This is a genomic window from Bilifractor sp. HCP3S3_D3 (assembly GCF_052063915.1).
Classification (GTDB): Bacteria; Bacillota; Clostridia; order Lachnospirales; family Lachnospiraceae; genus Bilifractor.
This window is the reverse complement of sequence record NZ_JBQHWP010000002.1, coordinates 118,415-143,863: the sequence shown is the minus strand read 5'-3', so window position 1 is coordinate 143,863 and position 25,449 is coordinate 118,415. Positions and strand designations below refer to the sequence as shown.

Genomic DNA, 25,449 nt, shown 5'->3' with positions numbered 1-25,449 from the left:
TCTTTATGCCGGACGGCTGCGTCCATGGATAATCACGGGAGATAAAAGGTATTGAAGATCATACATTGTGCGGATCTGCATCTTGATTCCAGAATGACCTCTATTTTAAGTGCGTCAGAGGCGCGGGAGAGAAGAGCGGATCTGTTGAAGACGTTTATGAATATGGTCCGGAGCGCAAGCGAAAGCTCCGTGAAGGCCATCCTGATCAGTGGAGATCTGTTTGACTCCGAGCGAATTTCCGCGAACGCGAGAAACACGGTATTCGAGACGATCCTCACGCACCCGGGAATCCTTTTTTTCTATCTCACGGGGAACCATGAGCGCGACGGTTTTCTCAACAGGCTTTCGCGCCGGCCGGACAATCTGCTCACGTTCGGACCGGGATGGAGAACCTATACGATCCGTTTAGACCGCGCCGGAAGACCGCACGCGGAGCCCGCAGAGGAGGAGGATCCTGCCGGGGGAAGGATTACGATCAGTGGTCTGGAACTGAATGAGGCAAATGCGCCGGTCGCTGCGGCAGGTCTTCATCTCTCTCCGGAGGATTTCAATATTGTCATGCTGCACGGTCAGGTGGCAGATTATCCCGTTAAGGGAAGACCGGAAATCATTGGCCTGCATCAGTACGCAAACAGAAATATCGATTATCTGGCTCTTGGGCATGTTCACCGGTATCATCAGGATGTCCTTCCTCCCGGCGGCGCATGGTGCTACCCCGGCTGCCTTGAGGGAAGAGGCTTTGATGAGTGCGGGGAACACGGCTATGTTCTTCTTGATATTGAGGACAGGAGCGATTCACGGCAGCAGGAGGTTCCGCAACCGCACAGCCGCAAACCTTCCGGGAACGGATTTGTCCTGAATGGAAGCTTTGTGCCGGTGCCCCAGCGTCATTTTCATGAGGAATCCGTAGACATTACGGACTGCGCCAGCACGCCGATGATCATCTCGAAGATGGAGCGGCAGCTTGATTTTCCGGCAGGGGATCTGGTGAAGGCAATATTGACCGGAACTCCCGATGTGAGCGGTGAGAAAAATCTGGTACAAATTCAGAATTATTTTAACGCCAGATTTTTTGTCTTCCGCCTGGAGGACCAGACCAGACCCGCGGTGGACTATAACGCCTATGCGCTCGACGCTTCACTGAAGGGAGAATTCGTGCGGACCGTAGAAGAGGACCCGGACCTCCCGGAGGAGAGAAAGGCAGAAATCATCCGCTGCGGAATCCTTGCGCTTGCGGGGGAGGATACAGATCTATGAAATTAATCAGCTGCCACATTGAAAATTTCGGCCGCCTCAATAATCTTGACCTTGAATTTCACGACGGACTCAATCCGATTCTCCGGGAAAACGGCTGGGGAAAAAGCACTTTTGCGCATTTTCTGCTGGTCATGTTCTATGGATTTGCAAACGAGCGCAAGAAAAATGACCTGGAGAACGAAAGAAGGCGGTTTGCTCCGTGGCAGAACGGTGTGTACGGAGGAAGCATCACCTTCATCTGGCGCGACCGGAAATACCGTCTGGAGCGGACCTTCGGTCCGAGGGACGGAAAAGAAGACGCTCTGGCACAGTTCGATGCAGACACAGGCCTTGTCTGCCGCGACTTCTCTGCCGTTCCCGGCGAGGATATTTTTTCTCTCGACAGGCCATCCTTTGAACGAACGATCTTTATCGGACAGCAGTCCGTTCACACAGATGTAACCGCCGGCATTCATGCGAAAATCGGAGATCTGACCGGAGAACAGGCCGATATGAGCATGTACGATGAAGTGCAGAAACGCCTTAAGACAGAGACCGACCGGCTGACTCCCTCCAGAAAAACGGGTGAAATTCATCAGCTGAAGACTCATCTGGCGGAGCTTTCCGCCACAATTTCCGGAAAATCCGGAGAAGAAGCCGCTTATCACCAGAATAATCTCCGGATCGCTTCTCTTCAGGAAGAGAAGCGGGATCTCCTCTCTCAGCTGGAGCAGCTGCAGAATGATCAGCGTGCGCTGAGCCGTGATAAGGATCTGGGCGCCAGAAGAGAAATCTATGAAAATTTCCGGCGTGAGGAGGCTGCGGCACTGAAGGATCGCGATGACATGCGGAATCAGTTTCCGGATGAGGTTCCGGATCCCGCGGATGTTGATGAGTGGCTGGAGACTGCCAGTTCGCTGGACCGTGTTACAGCTTCGGATCCAAACGATGATCTTTCCCCGGAGCAGCAGCAGGAATATATCCATCTGCGTTCCACCTTCCGGAATGAGGTTCCCGGGGAATCCGCGATTGCCCGTGCGGAGGAGCTGAACCGCAATCTTCAGATCGCTGTTCATCGCGCGTCCAGAAGCCGTCTCTCCCCGGAAGAGGAGAAAAAGCGTCAGGAGGACGCAGACTTTTTCTCAAGTTACCTTCCGGAAAGTGATGAGCTCTCGGAGGCAATCCGGAGCTGGAACCGGAGAAATGCCATTGTGAGCGCGCTGCCGCAGAAAAAAGCAAACGCGCGTCTTCTGAAAAATATGCTGGACCGTGACTCCGGAGAAGAATCGCCGCGACGGCCTGCGCATTCCTTTGCCGGTATCTTTCTGATTTTCTGCGGTATCGCGATGATTGCTGCGGGATTTTTCATCAGCCGCAGTCCGTCCGGAGGCTTCGGAATCCCTGTTGTCGCGCTGATGGGCGCCGGAATTCTCAGTCTGCTCATCGGCTCTGGTCTGGAATTCGTAAACGGCGGAGGCGGGAGATCCAAAGGACGTCCTGCCCGACAGACAGCCACAGATTCCGATGACACTGCCTCTTCTGCTTCCCCGTCCGTATCTTCCGGTGCGCAGCACAGTTCTCTTACGGAATCATCAGAGGAAGAGCTTCTACAGCTTTCCTATGAAATCCGGGCAGATGAAGCAGAAATCGACGAGATCGAACAGACGACCCGGGCTGTTTTTGACCGAATCGGCATCGATGTGCCGCCTGAAGACACCTATCAGACGCTTTATGACCTTCGTGGAAAGGTGAGAGAGTATCAGGAACTTGAGCGCCGGGACGAGAGGTTCCGGTCCGGCGAGGAAAACCGGAACATCAAAGAGATGGAAGATCAGCTGTACCAGTTCCTGACCGCCTTTTATCCCGCTCTCGATGAAGACACCGACATGAGCCAGTCGCTTCAGGAACTGAAGTATGATGTCAGGCGATACCGTGAATTCCTCGACCGCAGGGAAAAACAGCGGCTCGCGGACGACCGCAGAAGCCGGAAGGAAAATGATCTTCGGGAATATCTGCGGAGCATCGGCTATCTGCCGGAACGCGATATGGCGAAGCAGCTCAGCCGCATTCGGGATCAGCTGAGACGGCTTTCCTCTCTCGAGGAAATCTATCAGAACCGTAAGACAGCGCGCGAGCAGTTCGAGGATCGTCACAACATGGGACAGATTCTGGCGGGAGCCTCCGGAACAGGCGCAAGCTATACTTCCGGAAGACAGGGACAGACGCTGGAAGCCATTTCTGCCCGTCAGGAGGAAATTCACGAAAGGATCTCAGACCTGGAATCGAAAATCCAGACCTGTCAGAGAGATTCCGAACGAATCAACGGCCGGCTTGAGGAAATCGCGGACGCAGAAAATGCACATGACCTCGGCGAACAAAAGCTGAAAAAGCTTGAGCACCGTTATCAGGTTCTCATGGCAACCCGCCGGTACCTTGAAGAGGCCAGAGCCCGTTTCTCCGCGAAATTCATGGAGCCGGTCCGTAAAGAATACATGAAATACTATCAGCTTCTTTCACCGGGCGACGGAAAGGAATACACCCTCGATGCGGACCTGAACATCCGGGTACGGGAGGCAGGTGCCTCGAGGGATGTCGGTTATCTGAGCGAAGGCTATCAGGACCTGATCGGACTCTGCCGAAGAATGGCAATGATCGATATCATGTACAGGAACGAGAAGCCGTTCCTGCTCTTCGATGATCCCTTTGTCAACCTGGACGACCAGAAACTGACCGGCGCCCGGGATTTTCTGACAAGGATTGCCGAAAATTATCAGATCATCTACCTGACCTGTCAGAATGCCCGGAACTACAGTGAAACTATTCGTCCGTGATCTGCCCGGAATTATAAGGAAGCCATTCGTCCGTGATTTCTTCCGTCCGAGTCCCGGGATCCGTATCAGACAGAGACATACTGAAACAACAGATAGAGAGGACACAGATGTTTATTGCAATTGACGCAGGAAATACCAATATCGTCTTCAGCGTAATGGATGAGGAAACGGTCTGCTTCGCCAGCCAGCTCAGAGCCGACCGCCACAAGACGAGTGATGAGTACGCGGTTTTCTTTCGGGAGCTTCTGCACATCCACCACATTTCTACCGGCGATGTAGAAGGTGGAATCATCTCTACCGTCGTCCCGTCCCTTAAGAAAAAACTGTATGACGCAGTTCTCGCAATTACCGGAAGAAAATGCAGGATCGTCGGACCCGGCCTGAAAAATGGCCTGAAAATCCGTATCGACAACCCCGCTCAGCTCGGCAGCGACAGGGTCGCAGAGGGCGTCGCTGCCATTAATCTGTATCCGGCTCCGATCGTTATTTTTGACATGGGAACGGCGAACACCTTCTCGGTCATCAGCCGCGACGGCAATTACATCGGAGGCATGATCATGCCGGGCACCCTGATCAGTCTGGACGCGCTGACCGAAAGAACAAGTCAGCTGCCGCAGATTGACCTGACGGAGCATCCGGAACATCTGATCGGAACGAATACGGTTGACTGCATGAGAAGCGGCGTCATCTTCGGCACAGCGGCGATGCTTGACGGGGTCATTGACCGCATCACAGAGGAACTCGGAGAAAAGCCGTCTGTGATCGCGACCGGAAGCCTCTCCGAGGCTATCATTCCCTACTGCAGGCAGAAGATCATTCTGGACAAATACCTGCTGCTGAAGGGCCTTCGCATCATCTACCTGAAAAACCGCCGCTGAGAGCATTCTCGCATACGATGATCATCTGCGGCAGGCAAAGCCGGCAGCGGCATCACAAGATCATACACGCGCATCGCCGGACGCCAATATCCAGGTTTTTTACAGGTGATCTCACAAGATCATACGCGCGCGTTGCCGGACGCAGCCGGCAGTTCGAATAATAAGGATACGGAGAATCAGAAATGGCACAGATACAGCCTGATAAGAAAAAGAAAAAAATAAGCGACAAGGTGCTGGTTTTCGGCATTGTTCTCTGTCTTGCAGTCATGGCATTTTCTCTTTATCAGATCATAAAAACAGCCATGGCATACCGTGAGGGAGAGGAGGAATACAACCAGCTGCGGCAGTACACCACCGCACAGCAGGATTCCGGCGGAGACGGCGGGGAAAGCGTCTCCGGATCTTCGGCTTCCACAGCTGTGCAAAGTTTGAGCGCAGTCTCTGTCTCCGGTGACCCGGAAGAGGAAACGCTCAAGGCACCGATCTCTGTCGACTGGAATTCTCTGAAATCCATAAACCAGGACATTGTCGGCTGGATCTACATCGGCGCGCTCAAACTGAGCTATCCGGTAACGCATTACACAGATAACGATTTCTATCTGCACCGGACCTTTGAAAAGAATGACAATTTTGCGGGCTCCATCTTTGAAGAGTATCAGAACAGCACGGATTTCAACGATCCGAATACCATCATCTACGGCCACAACATGAAAAACGGGTCTATGTTTGGAACACTTTCTCATCTGGAGGAAAAATATGCAGAGGATCCCTATATCTGGATGCTGACTCCAAACGGAAATTACTGTTACCGCATCTTCAGCATGAAAAAGGCTGCAATCTCGGATGAGACATATACACTTTTCATGGGAACAGACGACACCTTCACGGACTGGTGTAATAAGATGAAATCATCTTCAGATATCGATACCGGTGATTTTTCCTTTACAACAGAAAGCAAAATCCTGACCCTTTCCACCTGCACGACAGACAGTGGACATCGTTTTGTTGTTCAGGCGCAGCGTATAGCGGACACAGATCGCAGCGGATCTTAACAGATCACAGAAGGCCACGACACAGGAGGATTTGACTATGGAATATAAGGTCGGTCAGATTGTCAGACTCAGAAAAAAACATCCCTGCGGTTCCGAAGAGTGGGAGATTCTCAGGGTCGGCGCAGATTTCCGGCTGAAATGCTTGGGCTGCGGGCATCAGATTATGGTTCCCCGAAAGATGGTAGAGAAAAATACACGCGGCCTCAGAGATCCCGGTAAATAAACATCCCTGCTGTCTGACGCTTGCAATGATTCCATCCGAATTCCGGTCCAGGCATCATTTAGATCCAGACGTCATTTAGATCCAGGCGTCATTTAGATCCAGGTTACCTTACGATGCAGGCGATAAACCAGAAGCATCTGCGGTTTCCATCGGAAACTGTGAGAGAATCCGGTGTTCCCTTTAATTAGCAGATATGCTAAAATAAATGGGTCGAAATATTATGTTCAGACGGCCTCCGGCCGTGCTCCTCATCTGTTGCCGGCGATGACGGGGCATACAGGCTGTTTCCCTTCGCGGGAAATGCTGCCGCAGTACAGGTTATGCTCCCGTGACGGGGCATCACAGACAGTACAGACACATTTTTTTCAGAACAAGAGGTAAAGAGATGAACAAAGTCATTCTAATGGGAAGATTAACAAGAGATCCCGATATTCGTTATTCACAGGGCGAGAACTCACAGGCGATCGCGAGATATACGCTGGCAGTAGACCGGCGGTTCAGAAGAGAAGGGAGCGAGCAGACTGCCGACTTTATCGGCTGTGTTGCCTTCGGCCGCCAGGCGGAATTCGCGGAGAAGTATCTCCATCAGGGAATCAAGATTGCCATCACCGGCCGGATTCAGACCGGAAGCTACACAAGACAGGACGGAACCAAGGTTTATACGACAGACGTCGTCGTGGAAGAGCAGGAATTTGCCGAGAGCAAGGCGGCAAGCCAGCAGAATGCGGCAGCTGCTTCTCAGCAGTACAACAGATCCGCGGCTCCTGCTGCTCCGCAGGCCGGCTCAGACGCGGGAAGCGAAGCGGCCGGTGACGGATTCATGAATATTCCGGACGGAATTGACGAGGAGCTTCCGTTCAAGTAATCGGACATCGTTACAAACCAGCATTCCGGAAGGGCGGCCTTTGAACTTCTTCACTGGCCGCCCCTGTATGTAAAGAGGATCAAATATGAGCAGAGTAAAAATGACCGGCCAGCTGAGAAGATTTCTGTTTTTCCCTCAGGTGCTGCTGATTCTTCTGGCCGTCTTCAACATTGCCATCTATTTCATCAATGTGAAAGCCGGTCTTCTGGCAAGTGCCGGGCTCGCAATTTATGTGGTTTTTGTCGCTGTTGTGTACGCGAGACAGCGTTCAGGGATCACAAATGAACTTGTCACCTTTGCCACCCAGTACGGACAGATCCAGCGCCAGCTGATGATGGATCTCTCTCTTCCCTATGCCATCACCGATGACCACGGAAGGCTGCTGTGGTTCAACGACGCCTTTGCTGATCTGACCGGGAAGAGCCGGAAGAATTTCTACAAATCCATTGCCAGCATCTTCAACGGCCTTTCCCCGGACAAGTTTCCGGCGAGAGATCAGGAAGCTGATTATGAGATCATTTACAATAAACGTGACTATCGAATCCAGATCAAAAGCGTTGTACTCGATTCTCTGATCGACGATTCCGGTCTCATTGACAGGGAGACCAGGGAAAAAAGCAGCTATATTTACGCATTCCTTTTGTACGATGATACGGAGCTGAACGAGTATATCCAGAAATACGAAGATGAGACGATGGTCTGCGGCATGATCTATCTGGACAACTACGATGAGGCGCTCGAAAGTGTCGAGGAGGTCCGCCGTTCCCTTCTGACGGCTCTGATCGACCGGAAAATCAACAAATATTTTCAGGATCTCGACGGAATCGTAAAGAAATATGAAAAGGACAAATATATCGTCCTGATGCGAAGCAGCACGCTCAGCGAGCTCAAGGCCATGAAATTCAACATCCTTGAAGATGTGAAGACCGTAAATATCGGAAATGACATGGCCGTAACCCTCAGCATCGGCATCGGCGCCAATAACGGTTCCTACAACCGAAACGCCGACTGCGCCAGGATGGCGATTGATCTCGCCCTCGGAAGAGGAGGAGACCAGGTCGTGCTGAAGGACGGTGACAGCATTACCTATTTCGGCGGAAAGTCGCAGGCAGTAGAGAAGAGCACACGCGTGAAGGCCCGTGTAAAGGCGCACGCGCTTCAGGAATTTATCGAGAGCAAGGAAAAGGTCGTCGTTATGGGCCACAAGCTGCTGGACATCGATTCCTTTGGCGCCTCGATCGGTATTTACCGCGCCTGCCGCACTCTGAACAAGAAGGCTTATGTGGTCATCGACAGTCCCACTTCTTCCACAAGTCCTTTTATTCAGGAATTCGAGGACAATCCGGATTATGATCCGAAAATGCTCCTGAATATACATGACGCAAAGGAAATGGTCGACGAAAATACCCTTCTCGTCGTGGTGGATACCAATAAGCCGGATTACACCGAATGCGAAGAACTGCTCCACCAGACAAAAACCATCGTCGTGCTCGATCATCATCGCCAGGGCAACAATTATATCCGGAACGCAGTTCTTTCATATATAGAACCGTATGCGTCCTCGACCTGCGAAATGGTTGCAGAGATTCTACAGTATTTCGCAGAAGGCGTAAAACTGAAAAATATCGAGGCGGATTCTCTTTATGCCGGAATTATGGTGGATACCGACAACTTTATGTCGAAGACTGGCGTGCGGACCTTTGAGGCCGCTGCCTATCTGCGTCGAAGCGGCGCTGATGTCACCCGCGTAAGGAAGATGTTCCGCGAGGATCTCGGTGATTACCGTGCAAAGGGAGAGACCTTTAGCAACGCGGAGATTTACCGCGAGCACTTCGTAATCGCAGAATGTCCGAGTGAAAATGTTGAGAGTCCGACAATTGTCGGTTCTCAGGCTGCAAACCAGCTGCTGAATATCAAAAACGTGAGGGCATCCTTTGTCCTCACAAGCTACAAAAATATTGTCTATATCAGTGCCAGAGCGATTGATGAGGTCAATGTTCAGATCATCATGGAACGTCTCGGCGGAGGCGGCCATCTGAACATGGCCGGAGCCCAGATACCGAGGGTGACTGTTGATGAGGCGAAGACAAGACTGAAGAACGTTCTGGACAACATGCTTGACGGAGGAGAAATCTGATGAAAGTTATTTTGCTTGAAGACGTAAAATCCCTTGGAAAAAAGGGCGACCTTGTAAATGTAAGCGACGGCTACGCGCGCAACATGCTGCTTCCGAAGAAGAAGGGCGTTGAGGCGACACCCGCCAATCTCAACACCCTGAAGCTGCAGAACAAACACGCGGAAAAGCTCGCCGCGGAGGCTCTTGAGGCTGCCAAAGAGCTGAAGGAACAGATCGAAAAGAAATCCATTTCCCTGAAAATCCGCACCGGAGAAGGCGGACGGGTTTTCGGCTCCATCTCTGCCAAGGAAATCGCGGACGCCGCAAAAGACCAGTTGGGATATGAGATTGACAAGAAGAAAATCTCCATGGACGGACCGCTGAAAGAGCTTGGGACCACTAAGGTTGATGTCCGCCTCCATCCGCAGGTAATCGCAAAGCTTGCCGTCAATGTAACAGAAGAGAAGTAAGCATTTTTCCCTGATATGTGATTTGGAACAGAATGGGTGACGATTTATGGATGAATCCGTAATTAAAAGAATACTGCCGCACAGCGAAGAAGCGGAACAATCGGTCATCGGCTCCATGCTCATGAGCCGGGAGGCGATCGCCGCGGCATCGGAGACATTGACCGGTGCCGATTTTTACCAGCAGCAGTACGGCATTATTTTTGACACAATGGTAGAACTGAATAACGAGGGCGTCGCCGTTGATGTCGTCACCCTGCAGAACCGCCTGCGGGAGAAAAAAGTTCCCCCGGAGATCTCGGATATGGAATATGTGAGAGATCTCCTGAAGGCAGTTCCAACATCCGCAAATATCCGGCACTACGCAGGAATCGTAGCCGAGAAGGCACTCCTGCGGCGGCTCATCCGCGCCTCAGAGGAAGTGGAAAACAGCTGCTATCAGGACGATCTTCCCATAGAGCAGCTCCTGGACGAGTCCGAAAAGAAGATGTTTCAGCTGTTTCAGCAGAAAACCGCATCGGATTTTGTCCCCATCAAACAGGTTGTGCTGAACGCTCTGAATACAATAGAAAAGGCATCACGGACGACAGGAAATGTCACCGGTCTCGCGACCGGCTTTACCGATCTGGACTACAAGACCTCCGGCCTCCAGAACTCGGATCTCATTCTTGTGGCCGCCCGGCCTTCCATGGGAAAAACAGCCTTTGTACTGAATATCGCAGAGTACATGGCTTTCCGTCATGACAAGCACGTTGCAATTTTTTCTCTCGAGATGTCAAAGGAACAGCTTGTGAACCGTCTTCTGTCGATGGAATCTCATGTCGGATCACAGAACATCCGGAACGGAAATCTGAAGGACGATGAATGGAAAAAACTGATCGAGAGCGCGAATGTGATCGGCAAGTCAAATCTCATCATCGATGACACGCCCGGTATTACCGTCCGCGAGCTTCGCACCAAATGCAGAAAATATAAGCTGGAGCACGGGCTCGATATAGTAATGATCGATTACCTGCAGCTTATGAGCGGAAGCGGTGTCAGAAAATCCGATTCCCGCCAGCAGGAAATTTCCGATATTTCCCGGTCACTGAAGGCACTTGCCCGTGAACTAAATGTACCGGTCGTTGCTCTTTCCCAGCTCAGCCGTGCCGTTGAGAGCCGCCCGGATCACCGGCCCATGCTGTCGGACCTCCGGGAATCCGGAGCGATTGAGCAGGACGCCGACGTCGTCATGTTCCTTTACCGGGATGACTACTATCATAAAGATTCAGAGAACAAAGGCATCTGCGAAATAATCATCGCGAAGCAGCGAAACGGCCCGATCGGAACAATCAATCTGGTCTGGCTGCCGGATTTCACAAAGTTCGAAAATGCGGCGCCGCGGGATCAATATGGAAACTGATTGCCGCCGCGCAAAGGTTAAATTTATTCGCATGATTTGGACAGTCAGGCACATCAGCGTGTGAGCATATGTGTCAGATGGGTCATCGGATGTTCTTGATTTTGTACTTGTTTTAAATGAGAAGATAGTATAGAATACAACTTGACAAGGCGGATGATGGGTTCCGCCGAGTTCTCTATTTGATATTAAAGTTTTCATTTAAGGAGGATTTTTAAGATGGCACGTGTTATTTCTGATGATTGTGTATCCTGTGGAACATGTGAGGGTGAGTGCCCGGTTGGAGCAATTTCTCAGGGCGATGAGCATTATGTAATCGATGCAGATACCTGCGTTGACTGCGGTGCCTGCGAAGCTGCATGCCCGACCGGAGCAATCAGCGAAGCTGAATAATCCGGATAACACATGACGAGAAACGCCGGCGCTCCTGCGTCGGCGTTTTTCTGTATAAATCCGGCCGCATGTTCCTCGCCCTCGGGGGGAGTCTGCCCGCCGGTGGACCAGGATCATTAGCGGTTCAAAAGCTGCGAGAGTTATAGAGCAGCTGGCTTTATACATGATCATAAGCCGCACAGGCTGTGGAGGACAGAAATGAAGATAAATAAGAATATGACCGTTACTGAAATTCTGAACGTAGACCCGATGATCAGCAACATTCTTACCGGACACGGCATGAGCTGTCTCTTTTGCGGCGCCGCCGTCCATGAGACCCTGGAACAGGCCTGCCGTGTTCACGGAATCCCTGCAGATCAGGTGGATCTTATGGTCGCGCAGATCAATGATTTTATCGGCGGACCGGAAAACGCAGATGAACCCTGCTGATCAGCGGAGGGTCAGCATAACTTTTTCACCCGAAACGAATCGGTATAGAGATAACGGAATCCAAGGGACTCATACAGGCGAATTGCTGCCGTGTTTCCTTCCACTACCTGCAGATATGCGTGAGACGCGCCCATTTCCTTCCCGTTCATCAGAATCGTGCTCACAATGGCGCGAGCAAGTCCCCTTCTTCGAAAATCCTGGCGGACATGAATAGCGTAGACCCCGATATAGTCTCTGTCCAGAATCCCAAGCCCCGTTCCGATGATAGATTCACCGTCATGAATCGAAACGCATACCGTCTCCTTCGGGATTGCGCGGTACATGGAGGGAACGACCTGCCGGTGCATGACGTTTGTCGTTCCCTTCAGGGCAAAGAGTCCTTCTATCCAGGAGGAAGGAATAAAGCGCGAGACATCCGCCCGGATGCCCGGCTTCAGATTCATCCGTTCCGGAAAGTTCATCACCATGTTATAGTTTACGTGTTCCCTCACATATCCGTTATCTTCCAGAAATGAGTCAAACGAGGCGTCAAGAAGCGGTGAGATCTTGAAGATACAGGGGGTTCCCCACTTCCGGTAAACACTTTCGGTATATCGGAGCTTCTCTTCCAGCGGAATTTCCGATATGCCGATCTGTTCCACGCAGTTTGTTCTGTGAGTATAAAAATAGGAAAATCGCAGAAGCCAGCCGTCATAGATCTCAATCTGATGAGACGGCCAGGCGTTCAGTGATAAATCTTCAATAGTTTTGACCAACGGATTCATTTGCAACCTCCGGAATCAGTGTAAACGCGCCCGATCTTTTCCGCACCTTTCCCGCGCGATGATCCTGTAAGCATTTACATAGCGAAATTTACGATATTCATCCTGCATTATCATCGAAAACCCGCCTTTCACTGTGCGCATCTGCGGTCCCGCAGAGATCACAATAAGCCCCATGCGATAACACGCTGCGGGATGGCCTTATACCGCGCACCTGCGGCTTCATCCATATGAGCATAGCATAGATGATGCACGGACTTCAATGATCTGTCCGGCATTTCTTCTATATAATATACAATTTCTTGCATTCAAAATTCTGTTGGGTTATAATTACGCTGTATGTACGGGACTATCAACCTTTTATCCCGTTACGGAGCAGAAAAAGCATGTTTTGTATGCATGTTACAAGGGGAGTACAATATGTCAAAAACACTTAAGATCATTGTGGGAATTATTCTTGCGCTATTTATAGCATCTGGAGCGGCTCTTATTATTCCTCCGTTCGCCGGATATGACATGAGAGTTGTACAGCAGCAGACGACAGGGAATATTCCCGTCGGAAGTGCTGTTTACTCGAAGGAACTCGATTCCTCCTCTATTTCAGCCGGCGAGAAAATTCTGGGAATCGGCACGGACTCACTGAATATCTACACGGTTGAGAAATACAGTTCCTCAGACGGGACAGTTCTTGTGAGCGATGGCACGAATGAGCAGACCTTCCAGGTGTCAGCGAAATACCTCAAGGTAATGTTTACCGTTCCGCTTATTGGATTTCTGATGATCGCCACACAGTCACTTGGTGGAATCATTGCTCTGGCACTTGTTCTTGCGCTTGTCATATTCCTTTTCATCTCAGCCGAGGCCATACGGAGGGGAGAGGAAATGGAGGAAGATGAGGAAGACCAGGATCCGGAGGAAGACGAATTCTACCAGACACTCGCAGCACGTAAGAAGAAGCGTGACGCAGAATCCGATGTGTCTGCGGAGTTAAACAGAAACGCAGCACATCGTCAGGCTGCACAGATGAAAAAGCAGCAGGCAAAAAGTGGTTCGGCAAAGGAAGAGCCTGCATCCTCCTCTTTCGACAACACGAATGGGATGACCGAGATCTCCGGTTCCGACACAGAACCATCATACGATATTCCGCGTGCAGTTCCGGAGGAAAAAGATCTCGGAACAGATTCTCTCCCGGATGTTCAGGCTGCACTGGAAGCTGCGCTGGAAAGCCAGCCCTTGAATCACACAGCGGAAACATCCAGAATCAATATTCCGGTTGAGGAAACCGCTTCGGATTCCGATGCCACAGGAACAGCGCCGACAGGAGAGATCGAACTTGCAATGCCTGTTCACACGGCAGATGAGCTTCTCTCCAAAGCGTACAGTGACGGTCTCGATCCGAAGGTAAGGGATGATGAGATTACCGGGGTGACTCTTGTTGACTACTCCGATTGTCTGTAAGAACGGAGATGAATTTGTTCCGTCTTACGGTGATTTTATAACAGAATCACCGTAAGACGGTTTTTTTGTCTTTATCCGGACGGTTGGTGCCTAGATATTCCCTTCTAATAAAAACAGTACACAGCTTCCGGATACAGACTGCACACAGCTTCTTATCTGCGCTGTACACTTTTGCCCGACTCATATTGCCCACAGGTAGATTTATACAAAATTTCAAAAGAAAGTTCTTGCATTTTTTCTTACATGCTCGTATAATCATCATTGTTGTGACATAAAAGCGATGAAACATAAGATTGCAGCATTCCCGGCTGGTAACTTATGCGGAGCAAATGTCTAGTCATGATACAGGCGAAACGTCACTGTACAATCGAAAAGTCCGCCATAGAGCGGAAACGCCGGATGTCAGTTTAAGGACACACCCGGAAATGTGTACAGTCACCACCGCCGTGCTATCAAAAGTACGATAAGGAGGCGACTTTTTTTATGGCAAGTCAAGTAATGAGAATCACCCTGAAAGCGTATGATCATCAGTTGGTTGATGCATCTGCCGCAAAAATCATCGACACTGTGAAGAAAACCGGAGCAGTTGTCAGCGGACCGGTTCCGCTTCCAACCAAGAAGGAAGTAGTAACCATCCTGAGAGCCGTACATAAGTACAAAGACTCCCGTGAGCAGTTTGAGCAGAGAACCCACAAGAGACTGATTGATATCATAACACCGACACAGAAGACAGTAGATGCGCTGTCTCGTCTTGAAATGCCGGCTGGTGTCTACATCGATATCAAGATGAAGACAAAGTAACACCACGTAACTCTATAATGAGCTTCCCCATACAGGATGCTCCGCTGTAGGCTGACATGAGCTTGAACAGGAATCAGGCTCCGCTGTAGAAATGAGGTTTATCATGAAGAAGGCTATTTTGGCTACAAAAGTTGGAATGACTCAGATCTTCGATGAGAATGGTCTGGCTATTCCGGTAACTGTTCTTCAGGCAGGCCCCTGTGTTGTCACACAGGTAAAGACCCGGGAGAACGACGGCTACAGTGCCGTACAGGTAGGATTCGGCGATATTCGCGAGAAACTCGTCAACAAGCCGAAAAAAGGTCTGTTTGACAAGGCCGAGACTCCGGTAAAGAGATATCTTCAGGAGTTCCGTTTTGACAATGCGGAAGACTACGAAGTAAAGCAGGAAATCAAAGCCGATATCTTTGCTGCGGGAGACCATATTGATGCGTCCGCAATCAGCAAAGGTAAAGGATTCCAGGGTGCCATCAGAAGACATGGACAGTCCAGAGGACCCATGGCTCATGGTTCCAAATATCATCGTCATGCAGGTTCCAACGGTACCTCTTCTGATCCGTCAAGGGTATTCAAGGGAAAACACATGCCCGGACATATGGGACATGTAAAGGTTACCGTTCAGAATCTGGAAGTCGTAAAGGTAGATGCTGAAAACAATCTGCTTCTTATCAAGGGCTCTGTTCCGGGACCGAAGAAGTCTCTTGTAACAATCAAAGAGTCTGTCAAGACAGTTCAGTAATCTCTAACGAGAAAGGAGGAACTTACAGATGGCAAACGTATCTGTTTACAATATGGAAGGCAGCGAAGTGGGAACACTTGAGCTTTCCGATGCCGTTTTCGGCGTTGAAATAAAAGAAAATCTTGTTCATCAGGCAGTTGTTCAGTATCTTGCAAACAACCGTCAGGGAACACAGAAAGCGAAGACCCGCTCAGAGGTAAGCGGCGGCGGCGCAAAGCCCTGGAGACAGAAGGGAACCGGTCATGCAAGACAGGGATCCACAAGAGCTCCGCAGTGGACTGGCGGCGGAATGGTATTCGCTCCGGTTCCGCGTGACTATTCCTTCAAGATGAACAAGAAGGAGAAGAGAGCGGCTCTGAAGTCCGTTCTTACCGATAAAGTTCAGGAGAACAAATTCCTGGTTCTGGATGAGCTGAAGTTTGACGCTCCGAAGACCAAAGATATGAAGAAGGTTCTGGATGCTCTCAAAGTTGAGAAGGCTCTCATCATCGTCGGAAATGACAGTGATAACGCAGTTATCTCCGCAAGAAACATTGCAGGCGTTGCTACCGCTTCACCTGAGACCATCAACGTATTCGATCTTCTGAAATACAGCACCGTGATTGCTACAAAGAGCAGTGTAGCAGCAATTGAGGAGGTGTACGCATAATGGCATCCGTTCAGTACTATGACGTTATCATCCGTCCGGTAATCACCGAGAAGAGCATGAGCCAGATGAGTGACAAGAGATATTCCTTCCTTGTTCATCCGGACGCTACAAAATCTCAGGTTAAGGAAGCTGTTGAGAAAATGTTCGACGGAGTTAAGGTTGCGAAGGTCAACACCGTTAACTACGCGGGCAAGACAAAACGCCGCGGCGCGAATGTCGGCAAGACAGCTGCCACCAAGAAGGCCGTTGTGACACTCACCGAAGACAGCAAGGAAATAGAGATCTTCGAGGGCCTGTAAATATACAGTTTATGCGCGGCGACGCGCGATAACAAACATCGAAAGGAGATACTGTAATGGGAATCAAATCTTATAACCCATATACACCTTCCAGAAGACATATGACCGGATCGGATTTCGCGGAGATCACAAAGACCGTCCCGGAGAAATCCCTCACCGTATCACTGAAGAAGACTTCTGGCCGTAACAATCAGGGAAAAATCACCGTAAGACATCACGGCGGCGGAAACAGAAGAAAATACAGAATCATCGATTTCAAGAGATTCAAGGATGATGTTCCCGCAGTTGTAAAAGCGATCGAGTACGATCCGAACCGTACCGCAAACATCGCTCTGATCTGCTATGCAGACGGTGAAAAAGCATATATCCTCGCACCGGAAGGCCTTAAGGTCGGCATGAAGGTCATGAACGGAAGCAACGCTGAAGTTCGTCCCGGAAACTGCCTGCCGCTGAAGGACATCCCGGTTGGTACTATGGTACATAACGTTGAGCTGCACAAAGGCAAAGGCGGACAGCTTGTTCGTTCTGCCGGAGTAGGAGCGCAGCTGATGGCAAAGGAAGGCGGCTATGCCACCCTTCGACTTCCGTCAGGTGAGATGCGTATGGTATCCCTTGAGTGCCGTGCAACAATCGGTATCATCGGAAACGGTGACCACAACCTGGTAAATATCGGTAAAGCCGGAAGATCCCGCCACATGGGCATTCGTCCTCATGTCCGTGGATCTGTCATGAACCCGAACGACCATCCGCACGGTGGTGGTGAAGGTAAGGCTCCGGTCGGACGTCCGGGTCCCTGCACACCTTGGGGCAAGCCTGCTATGGGTCTTAAGACCAGAAAGAAAAACAAAGCATCTAACAAACTGATCGTTCGCAGAAGAAACGGTAAGACGTTATAATTAAGGAGGATAAACGATGGCTCGTTCATTAAAAAAAGGCCCGTTTGCTGATGAGAGCTTACTGAAAGCCGTTAATAAGGCTGTCGAGTCCGGCGACAAAACAGTCATTAAAACATGGTCTCGTCGCTCTACAATATTCCCTAACTTCGTTGGACTTACAATTGCGGTTCACGACGGAAGAAAGCATGTTCCGGTATATATCACCGAGGATATGGTAGGCCACAAGCTCGGAGAGTTCGTAGCAACCAGAACCTACAGAGGACATGAGAAGACTGAGAAGAGAACCGGCGCGTAATTGTAGATCGAAAGGAGGTTATTTGAAATGGCAAAGGGACATAGAAGCCAGATTAAACGTGAAAGAAATGAAAATAAAGAAACCAGACCGTCCGCAAAGCTTTCTTACGCAAGAATGTCTGTTCAGAAGGCCTGCTTCGTACTGGACGCAATCCGCGGCAAGGATGTCGAGACCGCTCTTGGCATTCTGACTTACAGCCCGAGATACGCTTCCTCTGTTATCAAGAAACTGCTGGAGTCCGCTGTTGCGAACGCAGAGAACAACAACGGTCTTTCCAGAACAAATCTTTATGTAGCTGAGTGCTATGCAAACAAGGCACCGACAATGAAGAGAATTCAGCCAAGAGCACAGGGACGTGCGTACAGAATTGAAAAACGTACAAGCCATATCTCTGTTATCCTTGATGAGCGATAAGAGGAGGAAAGCATGGGACAGAAAGTAAATCCAAACGGATTAAGAGTCGGAATTATTAGAGACTGGAATTCCAAGTGGTATGCAGAAGCTGATTTTGCAGACAACCTGGCAGAGGATTACAAGATCCGCACATACCTGAAGAAGAGACTGTACACCTCCGGTGTGTCCAAGATCGAGATCGAAAGAGCATCTGACCGCGTTAAAATCACCGTTTACACCTCCAAGCCTGGTGTGGTAATCGGAAAAGGCGGCGCTGAGATCGAGAAAGTTAAGAAAGAGCTCAAGCAGTTCACAGACAAGAAGCTTGTCGTTGATATCAAAGAGGTAAAGAGACCGGACCGCGACGCTCAGCTCGTTGCTGAGAACATTGCTCTTCAGCTTGAGAACCGTATGTCCTACAGACGCGCGATGAAATCCGCTATGCAGAGAACAATGCGCGCAGGAGCAAAGGGAATCAAAACCAGCATCTCCGGACGTATCGGCGGCGCTGATATCGCCCGCAGAGAGTTCTACAGTGATGGAACGATCCCGCTTCAGACCCTTCGCGCAGACATTGATTACGGTTTTGCTGAGGCAGATACCACATACGGAAAAGTCGGCGTAAAAGCATGGATCTACAACGGTGAAGTACTTCCAACCAAGAATCATAAGGAAGGGAGCGATAAATAATTATGTTAATGCCAAAGAGAGTAAAACATAGAAAGCAGTTCCGTGGTTCTATGAAAGGCAAAGCCCTGAGAGGCAATGCTGTAACACAGGGTGAGTATGGACTTGTCGCTACCGAGCCCTGCTGGATTAAGTCAAATCAGATTGAGGCTGCCCGTGTAGCTATGACCAGATACGTAAAACGTGGCGGTAAGGTTTGGATCAAGGTATTCCCGGATAAGCCAGTCACAGCAAAACCTGCTGAAACCCGAATGGGATCCGGAAAAGGTTCTGTAGAGTACTGGGTAGCTGTTGTTAAGCCGGGTCGCGTTATCTTCGAGATTGCTGGTGTTCCGGAAGAAGCTGCTCGTGAGGCGCTTCGTCTTGCTATGCATAAATTACCTTGCACCTGCAAGATTGTTGCCCGTGAGAAAGTAGAAGGCGGTGAAACAAGTGAAGAGTAAAAAGTACGTAGAAGATTTAAGAACAAAATCCGCAGCCGAGCTGAATGACGAGCTTGTTGCAGCGAAGAAAGAGCTTTTCAACCTGAGATTCCAGAATGCTACAAATCAGCTCGATAATACCGCACGTATTACCGAAGTTCGCAGAAACATTGCCAGAATTTCAACTATCATCGCGCAGAATGCGAAGTCCGCTGACTGATTTTTTCAGGTCAGAAATTCGTAACGATTGAAAGGAGACAGATCGTGGAAGAACGTAATTTAAGAAAAACACGTGTCGGCAAGGTTGTCAGCGATAAGATGGACAAGACCATCACAGTTGCAATCGAGGATCACGTTGAGCATCCGCTTTACCACAAGATTGTAAAAAAGACATACAAGCTGAAAGCACACGACGAGAATAACGAGTGCAAAATCGGCGATACCGTGCGTGTAATGGAGACCAGACCGCTGTCCAAGGACAAGAGATGGAGACTGGTTGAAATTATTGAGAGAGCGAAATAATCAGGATTGCTAAAGGAGGTTTACCAGAATGGTTCAGCAGGAAACCAGATTAAGAGTTGCTGATAATACCGGTGCCAAAGAGATCCTTTGCATCCGTGTTATGGGCGGTTCTACCAGAAGATATGCAAATATTGGTGATATCATCGTTGCTTCGGTCAAAGATGCAACACCAGGCGGCGTTGTTAAAAAGGGTGATGTAGTGAAAGCCGTTGTCGTACGTACCGTAAAGGGCGTACACCGCAAGGACGGTTCCTACATCAAGTTCGATGAGAACGCTGCAGTAATTATCAAGGATGACAAAACTCCAACAGGTACACGTATTTTCGGACCGGTTGCCAGAGAGCTTCGTGAAAAACAGTTTATGAAGATTGTTTCCTTAGCTCCGGAAGTATTATAAGGAGGACGTCGATGTCAGTTAAGATTAGAAAAGGCGATACCGTCCGCGTAATCGCCGGAAAAGATAAAGACAAAGAAGGAAAAGTTCTCTCTGTTGACGCAAAGAATCATCGCGTGCTTGTTGAAGGCATCAACATGATCACAAAGAGCGTAAAACCGAATGCTGCAAACCAGCAGGGCGGCATCATCAACAAAGAGGCTCCGATCGATATTTCCAACGTTGCTTACCTGAAAGACGGCAAGACAACACGTATCGGATATAAGTTCGACGGAGACAAGAAGGTACGCGTAGCCAAGAAGACCGGCGAAGTGATTGATTAAGGAGAGGAGGCATAAAACATGAGCAGATATAAAGAGTTATACAGTAATACGATTGTTGATGCCATGACAAAGAAGTTCGGTTACAAGAACGTCATGGAAGTGCCGAAACTCGCCAAAATCGTCATCAACATGGGTGTCGGTGAGGCCAAGGAGAACGCTAAGCTCCTTGACTCTGCCGTATCCGATCTGGAGAAGATTTCCGGCCAGAAACCTGTTGTTACAAAAGCGAAAAAATCCGTTGCAAACTTCAAGATCCGTGAGGGAATGCCGATCGGATGCAAGGTTACTCTTCGCGGAGAGCGTATGTATGAGTTCGCTGATCGTCTGATCAACCTCTCACTTCCCCGTGTACGTGACTTCCGCGGCGTAAATCCGAATGCCTTTGACGGCAGAGGAAACTACGCTCTGGGAATCAAAGAGCAGCTGATCTTCCCTGAAATCGATTATGACAAGATCGATAAGGTAAGAGGAATGGACATCATCTTTGTTACTACCGCAAAGACAGATGAAGAAGCACGTGAGTTACTGGCACAGTTTGGCATGCCATTCGCAAAGTAATTGAGGAGGAATCGAATTCATGGCTAAAAAGTCAATGAAAATCAAACAGGCACGGAAACCGAAATTCTCCACAAGAGCATACACACGCTGCAGAATCTGCGGACGTCCGCACTCTGTATTAAGAAAATACGGCATCTGCCGTATCTGTTTCCGTGAGTTAGCATATAAGGGAGAGATCCCGGGCGTAAAGAAAGCAAGCTGGTAAAGAAAGGAGGAAATGTAAAATGTCAATAAGCGATCCGATTGCAGATATGCTTACGAGAATTCGTAACGCAAACGCAGCAAAACATGATACTGTTGATGTTCCTGCATCTAAAATGAAGATTTCCATCGCTGATATTCTTGTTAACGAAGGATATATCGAGAAATATGATCTTGTTGACGAGGGTGCGTTCAAAAACATCCACATTACACTGAAATACGGTGCTGATAAGAACGAGAAGATCATCACTGGTATGAAGAGAATCTCCAAACCAGGTCTTCGTGTTTACGTCAATAAGGATGAGCTTCCGAAGGTTCTCGGCGGACTGGGTATTGCAATCCTTTCCACCAACCAGGGAGTGATCACCGACAAGGAAGCCAGAAAGCTTAAAGTCGGCGGTGAGGTTCTTGCATTCGTATGGTAATGCAGGACGCGGCATTCTGCCGCATTGAATTATGTTTGTAAGCAGGTTATACACACCTTTTACGAAATGTAACTGAAAACAGGGGGCTCGCACAGAGCTTCCCGAAAATCTAAGTTAATGGAGGAAATTGGCAATGTCACGTATTGGTAGAATGCCAGTGCCGGTACCTGCAGGGGTAACGGTAAATGTCGGAGAGGGCAATGTAGTTACAGTCAAGGGCGCTAAGGGTGAGCTTGTAAGAACTATGGCACCGATTCTGACAATTGAAGTAAAAGATGATGCAGTTGTAGTAACAAGACCTAACGATGAGAAATCAACAAAGGCTCTTCACGGACTGACCCGTTCCCTGATCCACAATATGGTTGTTGGCGTCAGCGAAGGATTTGAGAAGAAGCTTGAGATTAACGGTGTTGGTTATCGTGCTGCAAAACAGGGTAAGAAACTGGTTCTGAACCTGGGTTACTCTCACCCGGTAGAGATGGAAGACCCGGATGGTATTGAGACCGTTGTTGACGGCAACAATATCACCGTTAAGGGTATCTCCAAAGAGAAAGTCGGACAGTACGCTGCTGAGATCAGAGGCAAGAGAGCACCTGAACCTTACAAGGGCAAGGGAATCAAATATGCGGATGAAGTAATCAGACGTAAAGTCGGCAAGACCGGTAAGAAATAATTAAAGGAGAGTGTGATTATGATTAGTAAAGTATCCAGAGCACAGGTTCGCCAGAAAAAACATAGAAGATTGCGCAATCACATCGCAGGAACCTCCGAGAGACCGCGTCTTTCTGTCTTCCGCAGCAATGAGAACATGTATGCACAGATCATTGACGATAGTCAGGGCAAAACTCTTGTATCTGCTTCTACACTTCAGAAGGATGTCAAGAGCGAGCTTGAGAAGACAAACGATGTAGCTGCAGCAAAATATCTTGGTACAGTGATCGGCAAGAAGGCAATCGAAGCCGGCATCACCGAGGTAGTATTTGATCGTGGCGGTTATATTTATCACGGTAAAGTACAGGCCCTTGCTGACGGTGCAAGAGAAGCAGGACTGAAATTCTAAGGAAGGAGAAGAACACAGAATATGAGACACGTAATCATTGATCCCAGCCAGCTCGAGCTGGAAGATAATGTAGTATCCATCAAGAGAGTCTCCAAGACTGTAAAAGGTGGTCGTAACTCCCGCTTTACCGCACTTGTAATCGTAGGTGATCGCAATGGTCATGTAGGTGCAGGCCTTGGAAAAGCAGTTGAGATTCCCGAGGCAATCCGCAAGGGAAGAGAGGACGCTGTAAAGCATCTGATCTCTGTCGCAAGAGATGAGAACAACAGTATCACTCATGACTTTATCGGAAATTACGGAAGCGCTTCCGTTCTTCTGAAGAGAGCTCCCGAAGGTACCGGTATCATCGCAGGCGGCACAGCCCGTGCTGTCGTTGAGCTTGCCGGAATTCAGAACATCCGTACCAAATGTCTTGGTTCCAACAACAAGCAGAACGTAGTTCTTGCTACGCTTGAGGGACTGAAGGCTCTGAAGACTCCTGAAGAAGTTGCAAGACTCCGCGGAAAATCTGTTGATGAGATTCAGGCATAAGGAGGACAGTTAAGATGGCGGATAAGAAAATCAAAGTTACACTGGTTCGCTCTACAATCGGTTGTGTTCCGAAACACAGAAAGATCGTAGAGGGAATCGGACTCAGAAAATTAAACCACTCAGTAGAGCTGCCTGACAACGAGTCCACTCGCGGCATCATTCGTCAGGTCGGCTATCTGCTCAAGGTTGAAGAGTAATTGGAAGGAGGTACCAAATGGACTTATCAAATTTAAGCCCTGCTGAGGGCTCCAGACAGAGCGACAACTTCCGCAGAGGCCGTGGACATGGTTCAGGAAATGGTAAAACTGCCGGTAAGGGACACAAGGGACAGAAGGCTCGTTCCGGAGCACCGAGACCGGGTTTTGAAGGCGGTCAGATGCCTTTATACAGACGTCTCCCGAAGAGAGGCTTCACCTGCAGAAACAGCAAGGATATCGTTGCCGTTAATGTAGATGTTCTCAACAGATTCGAAGACGGTTCAGAAGTGACAATCTCCTCACTCGTTGAGAGCGGTATTGTCTCCAATCCGCGCGATGGTGTTAAGATCCTTGGAAACGGCGAGCTTACAAAGAAGCTCAATGTCAAGGTTACCGCAGCCAGCGCAAGTGCAAAAGAAAAAATCGAAGCAGCCGGTGGAACAATTGAGGTGATCTGATGTTAAAGACATTGCGTGATGCATTCCGAATCAAGGAAATACGGCGGAGACTTTTTTATGTGTTTCTCATGCTTGTCATCATACGATTGGCTTCTCAGGTTCCGGTTCCCGGTGTGGACACCAAGTTTTTTGCAAACTATTTCAGCAGCAACTCGACGGATGCGTTCAACTTTCTGAACGCATTCACGGGTGGTGGATTTACCAACTTTTCCATCCTCGCGTTAAGTATTACGCCTTACATCACTGCTTCCATTATTGTACAGCTTCTGACCATCGCGTTTCCCGCGCTGGAGGAGATGACAAGGGACGGCGAAGAGGGCAGGAAAAAGCTTGACCGCATCACCAGATACCTTACCGTGGCTCTTTCCTTATTTGAATCTGTCGCAATGTGTATCGGATTCGGCAATGAGCTGATCCTCGATCTTAATGCCGTAAACGTCATTGTCGTTGTTGCCAGCCTTACGGCAGGCTCCTGTTTCCTGATGTGGATCGGTGAACAGATCAATGACAAAGGCGTTGGAAATGGTATCTCCATCGTACTTCTGATCAACATCCTGTCCCGCGTTCCGCAGGATATGATCACTCTTTACGATAACTTTGTAAAGGGCAAGACCATTGCGAAAGCAGCGGTTGCCTGGGTAGTAATTGCGGTTATTATCCTGGCAATTGTCGTTCTTACGCTTATCCTGAACGGGGCAGAAAGGAGAATACCGGTACAGTATTCTCAGAAAATGGTCGGTCGGCGTCTTATTGGCGGTCAGTCTTCAAGTATTCCCCTGAAAGTAAACACTGGTGGTGTAATTCCGATTATCTTTGCATCATCCATTATGTCTTTCCCGGGAATCATCGTTGCCTTTACTGGAAAATCCCCTGCAGGATGGGGCGGAAAAATCATAAAGATGCTCAGTTCAAGCAACTGGTTTGATACTTCAGACTGGTTCTCTACTCTGGGGCTTGTGCTCTATGTCCTGCTTGTCATCTTCTTTGCCTACTTCTATACTTCAATTACCTTTAATCCGATTGAAGTTGCAGACAACATGAAGAAACAGGGCGGTTTCATCCCGGGTATCCGGCCGGGAAAGGCTACCGAAGACTATCTGAATTCCGTTCTTAAATATGTAATCTTCATCGGCGCTGTCGGTCTGATTATCGTTTGTGTGATTCCTTACGTATTTAATGGCCTGTTCAACGCAGATGTATCTTTCGGCGGAACTTCTCTGATCATTATTGTATCCGTCATTCTGGAGACACTGACACAGGTGGAATCTATGATGCTTGTTCGCAATTACAAGGGATTCCTTTCAGAATAATGAAATCATAAAATAGTTTTCGGAGGAGCTGCAGATATCTGCGGCTCCTTTTACTTACGCGAACAGTGAGCCGCAGCCGAATGCGAAGTACTCGTGTGCGGCGAGCGTCGCGATAGCGAGTTAAAACTCGCGCAGCGTGTTTTATCTCGTTGTCTTGACGCCTTCTCGCAAAATGTATACA

35 protein-coding genes are annotated in these 25,449 nt (G+C 49.3%); 34 read left to right on the top strand and 1 reads right to left on the bottom strand.

Features of this window, described 5'->3' with window-relative positions:
• Positions 1-51: 51 nt before the first annotated feature.
• From ACTNDI_RS01915 to ACTNDI_RS01865, 11 genes are all read left to right on the top strand, one after another.
• Positions 52-1,257 (top strand): metallophosphoesterase family protein, encoded by a 1,206-nt coding sequence (locus ACTNDI_RS01915; RefSeq protein WP_441099069.1) that lies wholly within the window; start codon positions 52-54, stop codon positions 1,255-1,257.
• The gene (locus tag ACTNDI_RS01910; protein WP_441099068.1) at positions 1,254-4,067 is read left to right on the top strand and encodes an AAA family ATPase; all 2,814 of its coding nucleotides are present in this window, start codon (positions 1,254-1,256) and stop codon (positions 4,065-4,067) included. Before ACTNDI_RS01915 ends, ACTNDI_RS01910 begins: the two co-directional genes overlap by 4 nt.
• Positions 4,068-4,174: 107 nt before the next feature.
• Positions 4,175-4,945, top strand: coding sequence for a type III pantothenate kinase (locus ACTNDI_RS01905; RefSeq protein WP_441099067.1), 771 nt, complete (start codon positions 4,175-4,177; stop codon positions 4,943-4,945).
• Between the two features lie 182 nt (positions 4,946-5,127).
• Positions 5,128-5,997: a class B sortase gene (locus ACTNDI_RS01900; RefSeq protein WP_441099066.1), complete on the top strand. Its 870-nt coding sequence runs from the start codon at positions 5,128-5,130 to the stop codon at positions 5,995-5,997.
• 37 nt (positions 5,998-6,034) lie between these two features.
• Entirely contained in the window at positions 6,035-6,220 is a 186-nt protein-coding gene (locus tag ACTNDI_RS01895) for a DUF951 domain-containing protein (protein ID WP_441099065.1), read from the top strand.
• Positions 6,221-6,605: 385 nt separating this feature from the next.
• Positions 6,606-7,085 (top strand): single-stranded DNA-binding protein, encoded by a 480-nt coding sequence (locus ACTNDI_RS01890; protein ID WP_441099064.1) that lies wholly within the window; start codon positions 6,606-6,608, stop codon positions 7,083-7,085.
• Between the two features lie 85 nt (positions 7,086-7,170).
• Complete coding sequence (locus ACTNDI_RS01885; RefSeq protein ID WP_441099063.1) at positions 7,171-9,222, top strand: DHH family phosphoesterase; 2,052 nt, start codon at positions 7,171-7,173, stop codon at positions 9,220-9,222.
• On the top strand, positions 9,222-9,671 hold the full coding sequence (gene rplI, locus ACTNDI_RS01880) for a 50S ribosomal protein L9 (protein WP_441099062.1): 450 nt from the start codon (positions 9,222-9,224) through the stop codon (positions 9,669-9,671). Before ACTNDI_RS01885 ends, rplI begins: the two co-directional genes overlap by 1 nt.
• A gap of 46 nt (positions 9,672-9,717) precedes the next feature.
• A complete protein-coding gene (dnaB, locus tag ACTNDI_RS01875) occupies positions 9,718-11,070 on the top strand; it encodes a replicative DNA helicase (protein WP_441099061.1) in 1,353 nt (450 codons plus the stop codon).
• A gap of 216 nt (positions 11,071-11,286) precedes the next feature.
• On the top strand, positions 11,287-11,460 hold the full coding sequence (locus ACTNDI_RS01870) for a DUF362 domain-containing protein (RefSeq protein WP_441099060.1): 174 nt from the start codon (positions 11,287-11,289) through the stop codon (positions 11,458-11,460).
• A gap of 198 nt (positions 11,461-11,658) precedes the next feature.
• A complete protein-coding gene (locus ACTNDI_RS01865) occupies positions 11,659-11,889 on the top strand; it encodes a DUF1858 domain-containing protein (RefSeq protein WP_441099059.1) in 231 nt (76 codons plus the stop codon).
• Positions 11,890-11,900: 11 nt separating this feature from the next.
• Here the strand turns inward: ACTNDI_RS01865 and ACTNDI_RS01860 are convergent, their stop codons facing one another.
• The gene (locus ACTNDI_RS01860; RefSeq protein ID WP_441099058.1) at positions 11,901-12,653 is read right to left on the bottom strand and encodes a GNAT family N-acetyltransferase; all 753 of its coding nucleotides are present in this window, start codon (positions 12,651-12,653) and stop codon (positions 11,901-11,903) included.
• Positions 12,654-13,070: 417 nt separating this feature from the next.
• Here ACTNDI_RS01860 and ACTNDI_RS01855 point away from each other — a divergent pair, with 417 nt between their 5' ends.
• The 23 genes from ACTNDI_RS01855 to secY all read left to right on the top strand — a co-directional run bounded on the left by ACTNDI_RS01855 (position 13,071) and on the right by secY (position 25,268).
• Positions 13,071-14,108, top strand: a complete 1,038-nt coding sequence (locus ACTNDI_RS01855) for a hypothetical protein (protein WP_441099057.1) — start codon at positions 13,071-13,073, stop codon at positions 14,106-14,108.
• Between the two features lie 483 nt (positions 14,109-14,591).
• Positions 14,592-14,909: a 30S ribosomal protein S10 gene (gene rpsJ / locus ACTNDI_RS01850; RefSeq protein ID WP_441099056.1), complete on the top strand. Its 318-nt coding sequence runs from the start codon at positions 14,592-14,594 to the stop codon at positions 14,907-14,909.
• A gap of 103 nt (positions 14,910-15,012) precedes the next feature.
• On the top strand, positions 15,013-15,648 hold the full coding sequence (gene rplC / locus ACTNDI_RS01845) for a 50S ribosomal protein L3 (RefSeq protein WP_441099055.1): 636 nt from the start codon (positions 15,013-15,015) through the stop codon (positions 15,646-15,648).
• 28 nt (positions 15,649-15,676) lie between these two features.
• A complete protein-coding gene (gene rplD / locus ACTNDI_RS01840; protein ID WP_441099054.1) occupies positions 15,677-16,297 on the top strand; it encodes a 50S ribosomal protein L4 in 621 nt (206 codons plus the stop codon).
• Complete coding sequence (gene rplW, locus ACTNDI_RS01835; RefSeq protein WP_441099053.1) at positions 16,297-16,596, top strand: 50S ribosomal protein L23; 300 nt, start codon at positions 16,297-16,299, stop codon at positions 16,594-16,596. Before rplD ends, rplW begins: the two co-directional genes overlap by 1 nt.
• 56 nt (positions 16,597-16,652) lie before the next feature.
• Positions 16,653-17,492: a 50S ribosomal protein L2 gene (gene rplB, locus ACTNDI_RS01830; RefSeq protein ID WP_441099052.1), complete on the top strand. Its 840-nt coding sequence runs from the start codon at positions 16,653-16,655 to the stop codon at positions 17,490-17,492.
• A gap of 16 nt (positions 17,493-17,508) precedes the next feature.
• Positions 17,509-17,787 (top strand): 30S ribosomal protein S19, encoded by a 279-nt coding sequence (rpsS, locus tag ACTNDI_RS01825; protein ID WP_441099051.1) that lies wholly within the window; start codon positions 17,509-17,511, stop codon positions 17,785-17,787.
• Between the two features lie 27 nt (positions 17,788-17,814).
• Positions 17,815-18,201 carry a 50S ribosomal protein L22 gene (rplV, locus tag ACTNDI_RS01820; protein ID WP_441099050.1) on the top strand — a complete coding sequence of 129 codons (387 nt, stop codon included), beginning with the start codon at positions 17,815-17,817 and terminating at the stop codon, positions 18,199-18,201.
• 12 nt (positions 18,202-18,213) lie between these two features.
• Positions 18,214-18,870 carry a 30S ribosomal protein S3 gene (gene rpsC, locus ACTNDI_RS01815; protein ID WP_441099049.1) on the top strand — a complete coding sequence of 219 codons (657 nt, stop codon included), beginning with the start codon at positions 18,214-18,216 and terminating at the stop codon, positions 18,868-18,870.
• 2 nt (positions 18,871-18,872) lie between these two features.
• A complete protein-coding gene (rplP, locus tag ACTNDI_RS01810) occupies positions 18,873-19,310 on the top strand; it encodes a 50S ribosomal protein L16 (RefSeq protein WP_441099048.1) in 438 nt (145 codons plus the stop codon).
• Complete coding sequence (gene rpmC, locus ACTNDI_RS01805) at positions 19,300-19,509, top strand: 50S ribosomal protein L29 (protein WP_441099047.1); 210 nt, start codon at positions 19,300-19,302, stop codon at positions 19,507-19,509. Before rplP ends, rpmC begins: the two co-directional genes overlap by 11 nt.
• Positions 19,510-19,553: 44 nt before the next feature.
• Positions 19,554-19,811 (top strand): 30S ribosomal protein S17, encoded by a 258-nt coding sequence (rpsQ, locus tag ACTNDI_RS01800; RefSeq protein ID WP_441099046.1) that lies wholly within the window; start codon positions 19,554-19,556, stop codon positions 19,809-19,811.
• A 28-nt stretch (positions 19,812-19,839) separates the two neighbouring features.
• On the top strand, positions 19,840-20,208 hold the full coding sequence (rplN, locus tag ACTNDI_RS01795; protein ID WP_441099045.1) for a 50S ribosomal protein L14: 369 nt from the start codon (positions 19,840-19,842) through the stop codon (positions 20,206-20,208).
• 11 nt (positions 20,209-20,219) lie between these two features.
• Positions 20,220-20,528, top strand: coding sequence for a 50S ribosomal protein L24 (rplX, locus tag ACTNDI_RS01790; RefSeq protein WP_441099044.1), 309 nt, complete (start codon positions 20,220-20,222; stop codon positions 20,526-20,528).
• A gap of 18 nt (positions 20,529-20,546) precedes the next feature.
• Positions 20,547-21,086 (top strand): 50S ribosomal protein L5, encoded by a 540-nt coding sequence (gene rplE, locus ACTNDI_RS01785; RefSeq protein WP_441099043.1) that lies wholly within the window; start codon positions 20,547-20,549, stop codon positions 21,084-21,086.
• 19 nt (positions 21,087-21,105) lie between these two features.
• Positions 21,106-21,291 carry a type Z 30S ribosomal protein S14 gene (locus ACTNDI_RS01780; protein WP_441099042.1) on the top strand — a complete coding sequence of 62 codons (186 nt, stop codon included), beginning with the start codon at positions 21,106-21,108 and terminating at the stop codon, positions 21,289-21,291.
• Positions 21,292-21,310: 19 nt separating this feature from the next.
• Entirely contained in the window at positions 21,311-21,712 is a 402-nt protein-coding gene (gene rpsH / locus ACTNDI_RS01775) for a 30S ribosomal protein S8 (protein WP_441099041.1), read from the top strand.
• A gap of 133 nt (positions 21,713-21,845) precedes the next feature.
• The gene (gene rplF / locus ACTNDI_RS01770) at positions 21,846-22,385 is read left to right on the top strand and encodes a 50S ribosomal protein L6 (RefSeq protein WP_441099040.1); all 540 of its coding nucleotides are present in this window, start codon (positions 21,846-21,848) and stop codon (positions 22,383-22,385) included.
• Positions 22,386-22,403: 18 nt separating this feature from the next.
• On the top strand, positions 22,404-22,772 hold the full coding sequence (rplR, locus tag ACTNDI_RS01765) for a 50S ribosomal protein L18 (RefSeq protein WP_441099039.1): 369 nt from the start codon (positions 22,404-22,406) through the stop codon (positions 22,770-22,772).
• A 21-nt stretch (positions 22,773-22,793) separates the two neighbouring features.
• Entirely contained in the window at positions 22,794-23,303 is a 510-nt protein-coding gene (gene rpsE, locus ACTNDI_RS01760) for a 30S ribosomal protein S5 (protein WP_441099038.1), read from the top strand.
• 14 nt (positions 23,304-23,317) lie between these two features.
• Positions 23,318-23,500: a 50S ribosomal protein L30 gene (gene rpmD / locus ACTNDI_RS01755; RefSeq protein WP_441099037.1), complete on the top strand. Its 183-nt coding sequence runs from the start codon at positions 23,318-23,320 to the stop codon at positions 23,498-23,500.
• Positions 23,501-23,517: 17 nt separating this feature from the next.
• Positions 23,518-23,958, top strand: a complete 441-nt coding sequence (gene rplO / locus ACTNDI_RS01750) for a 50S ribosomal protein L15 (RefSeq protein WP_441099036.1) — start codon at positions 23,518-23,520, stop codon at positions 23,956-23,958.
• Positions 23,958-25,268, top strand: a complete 1,311-nt coding sequence (gene secY / locus ACTNDI_RS01745; protein ID WP_441099035.1) for a preprotein translocase subunit SecY — start codon at positions 23,958-23,960, stop codon at positions 25,266-25,268. Before rplO ends, secY begins: the two co-directional genes overlap by 1 nt.
• Positions 25,269-25,449: the final 181 nt, after the last annotated feature.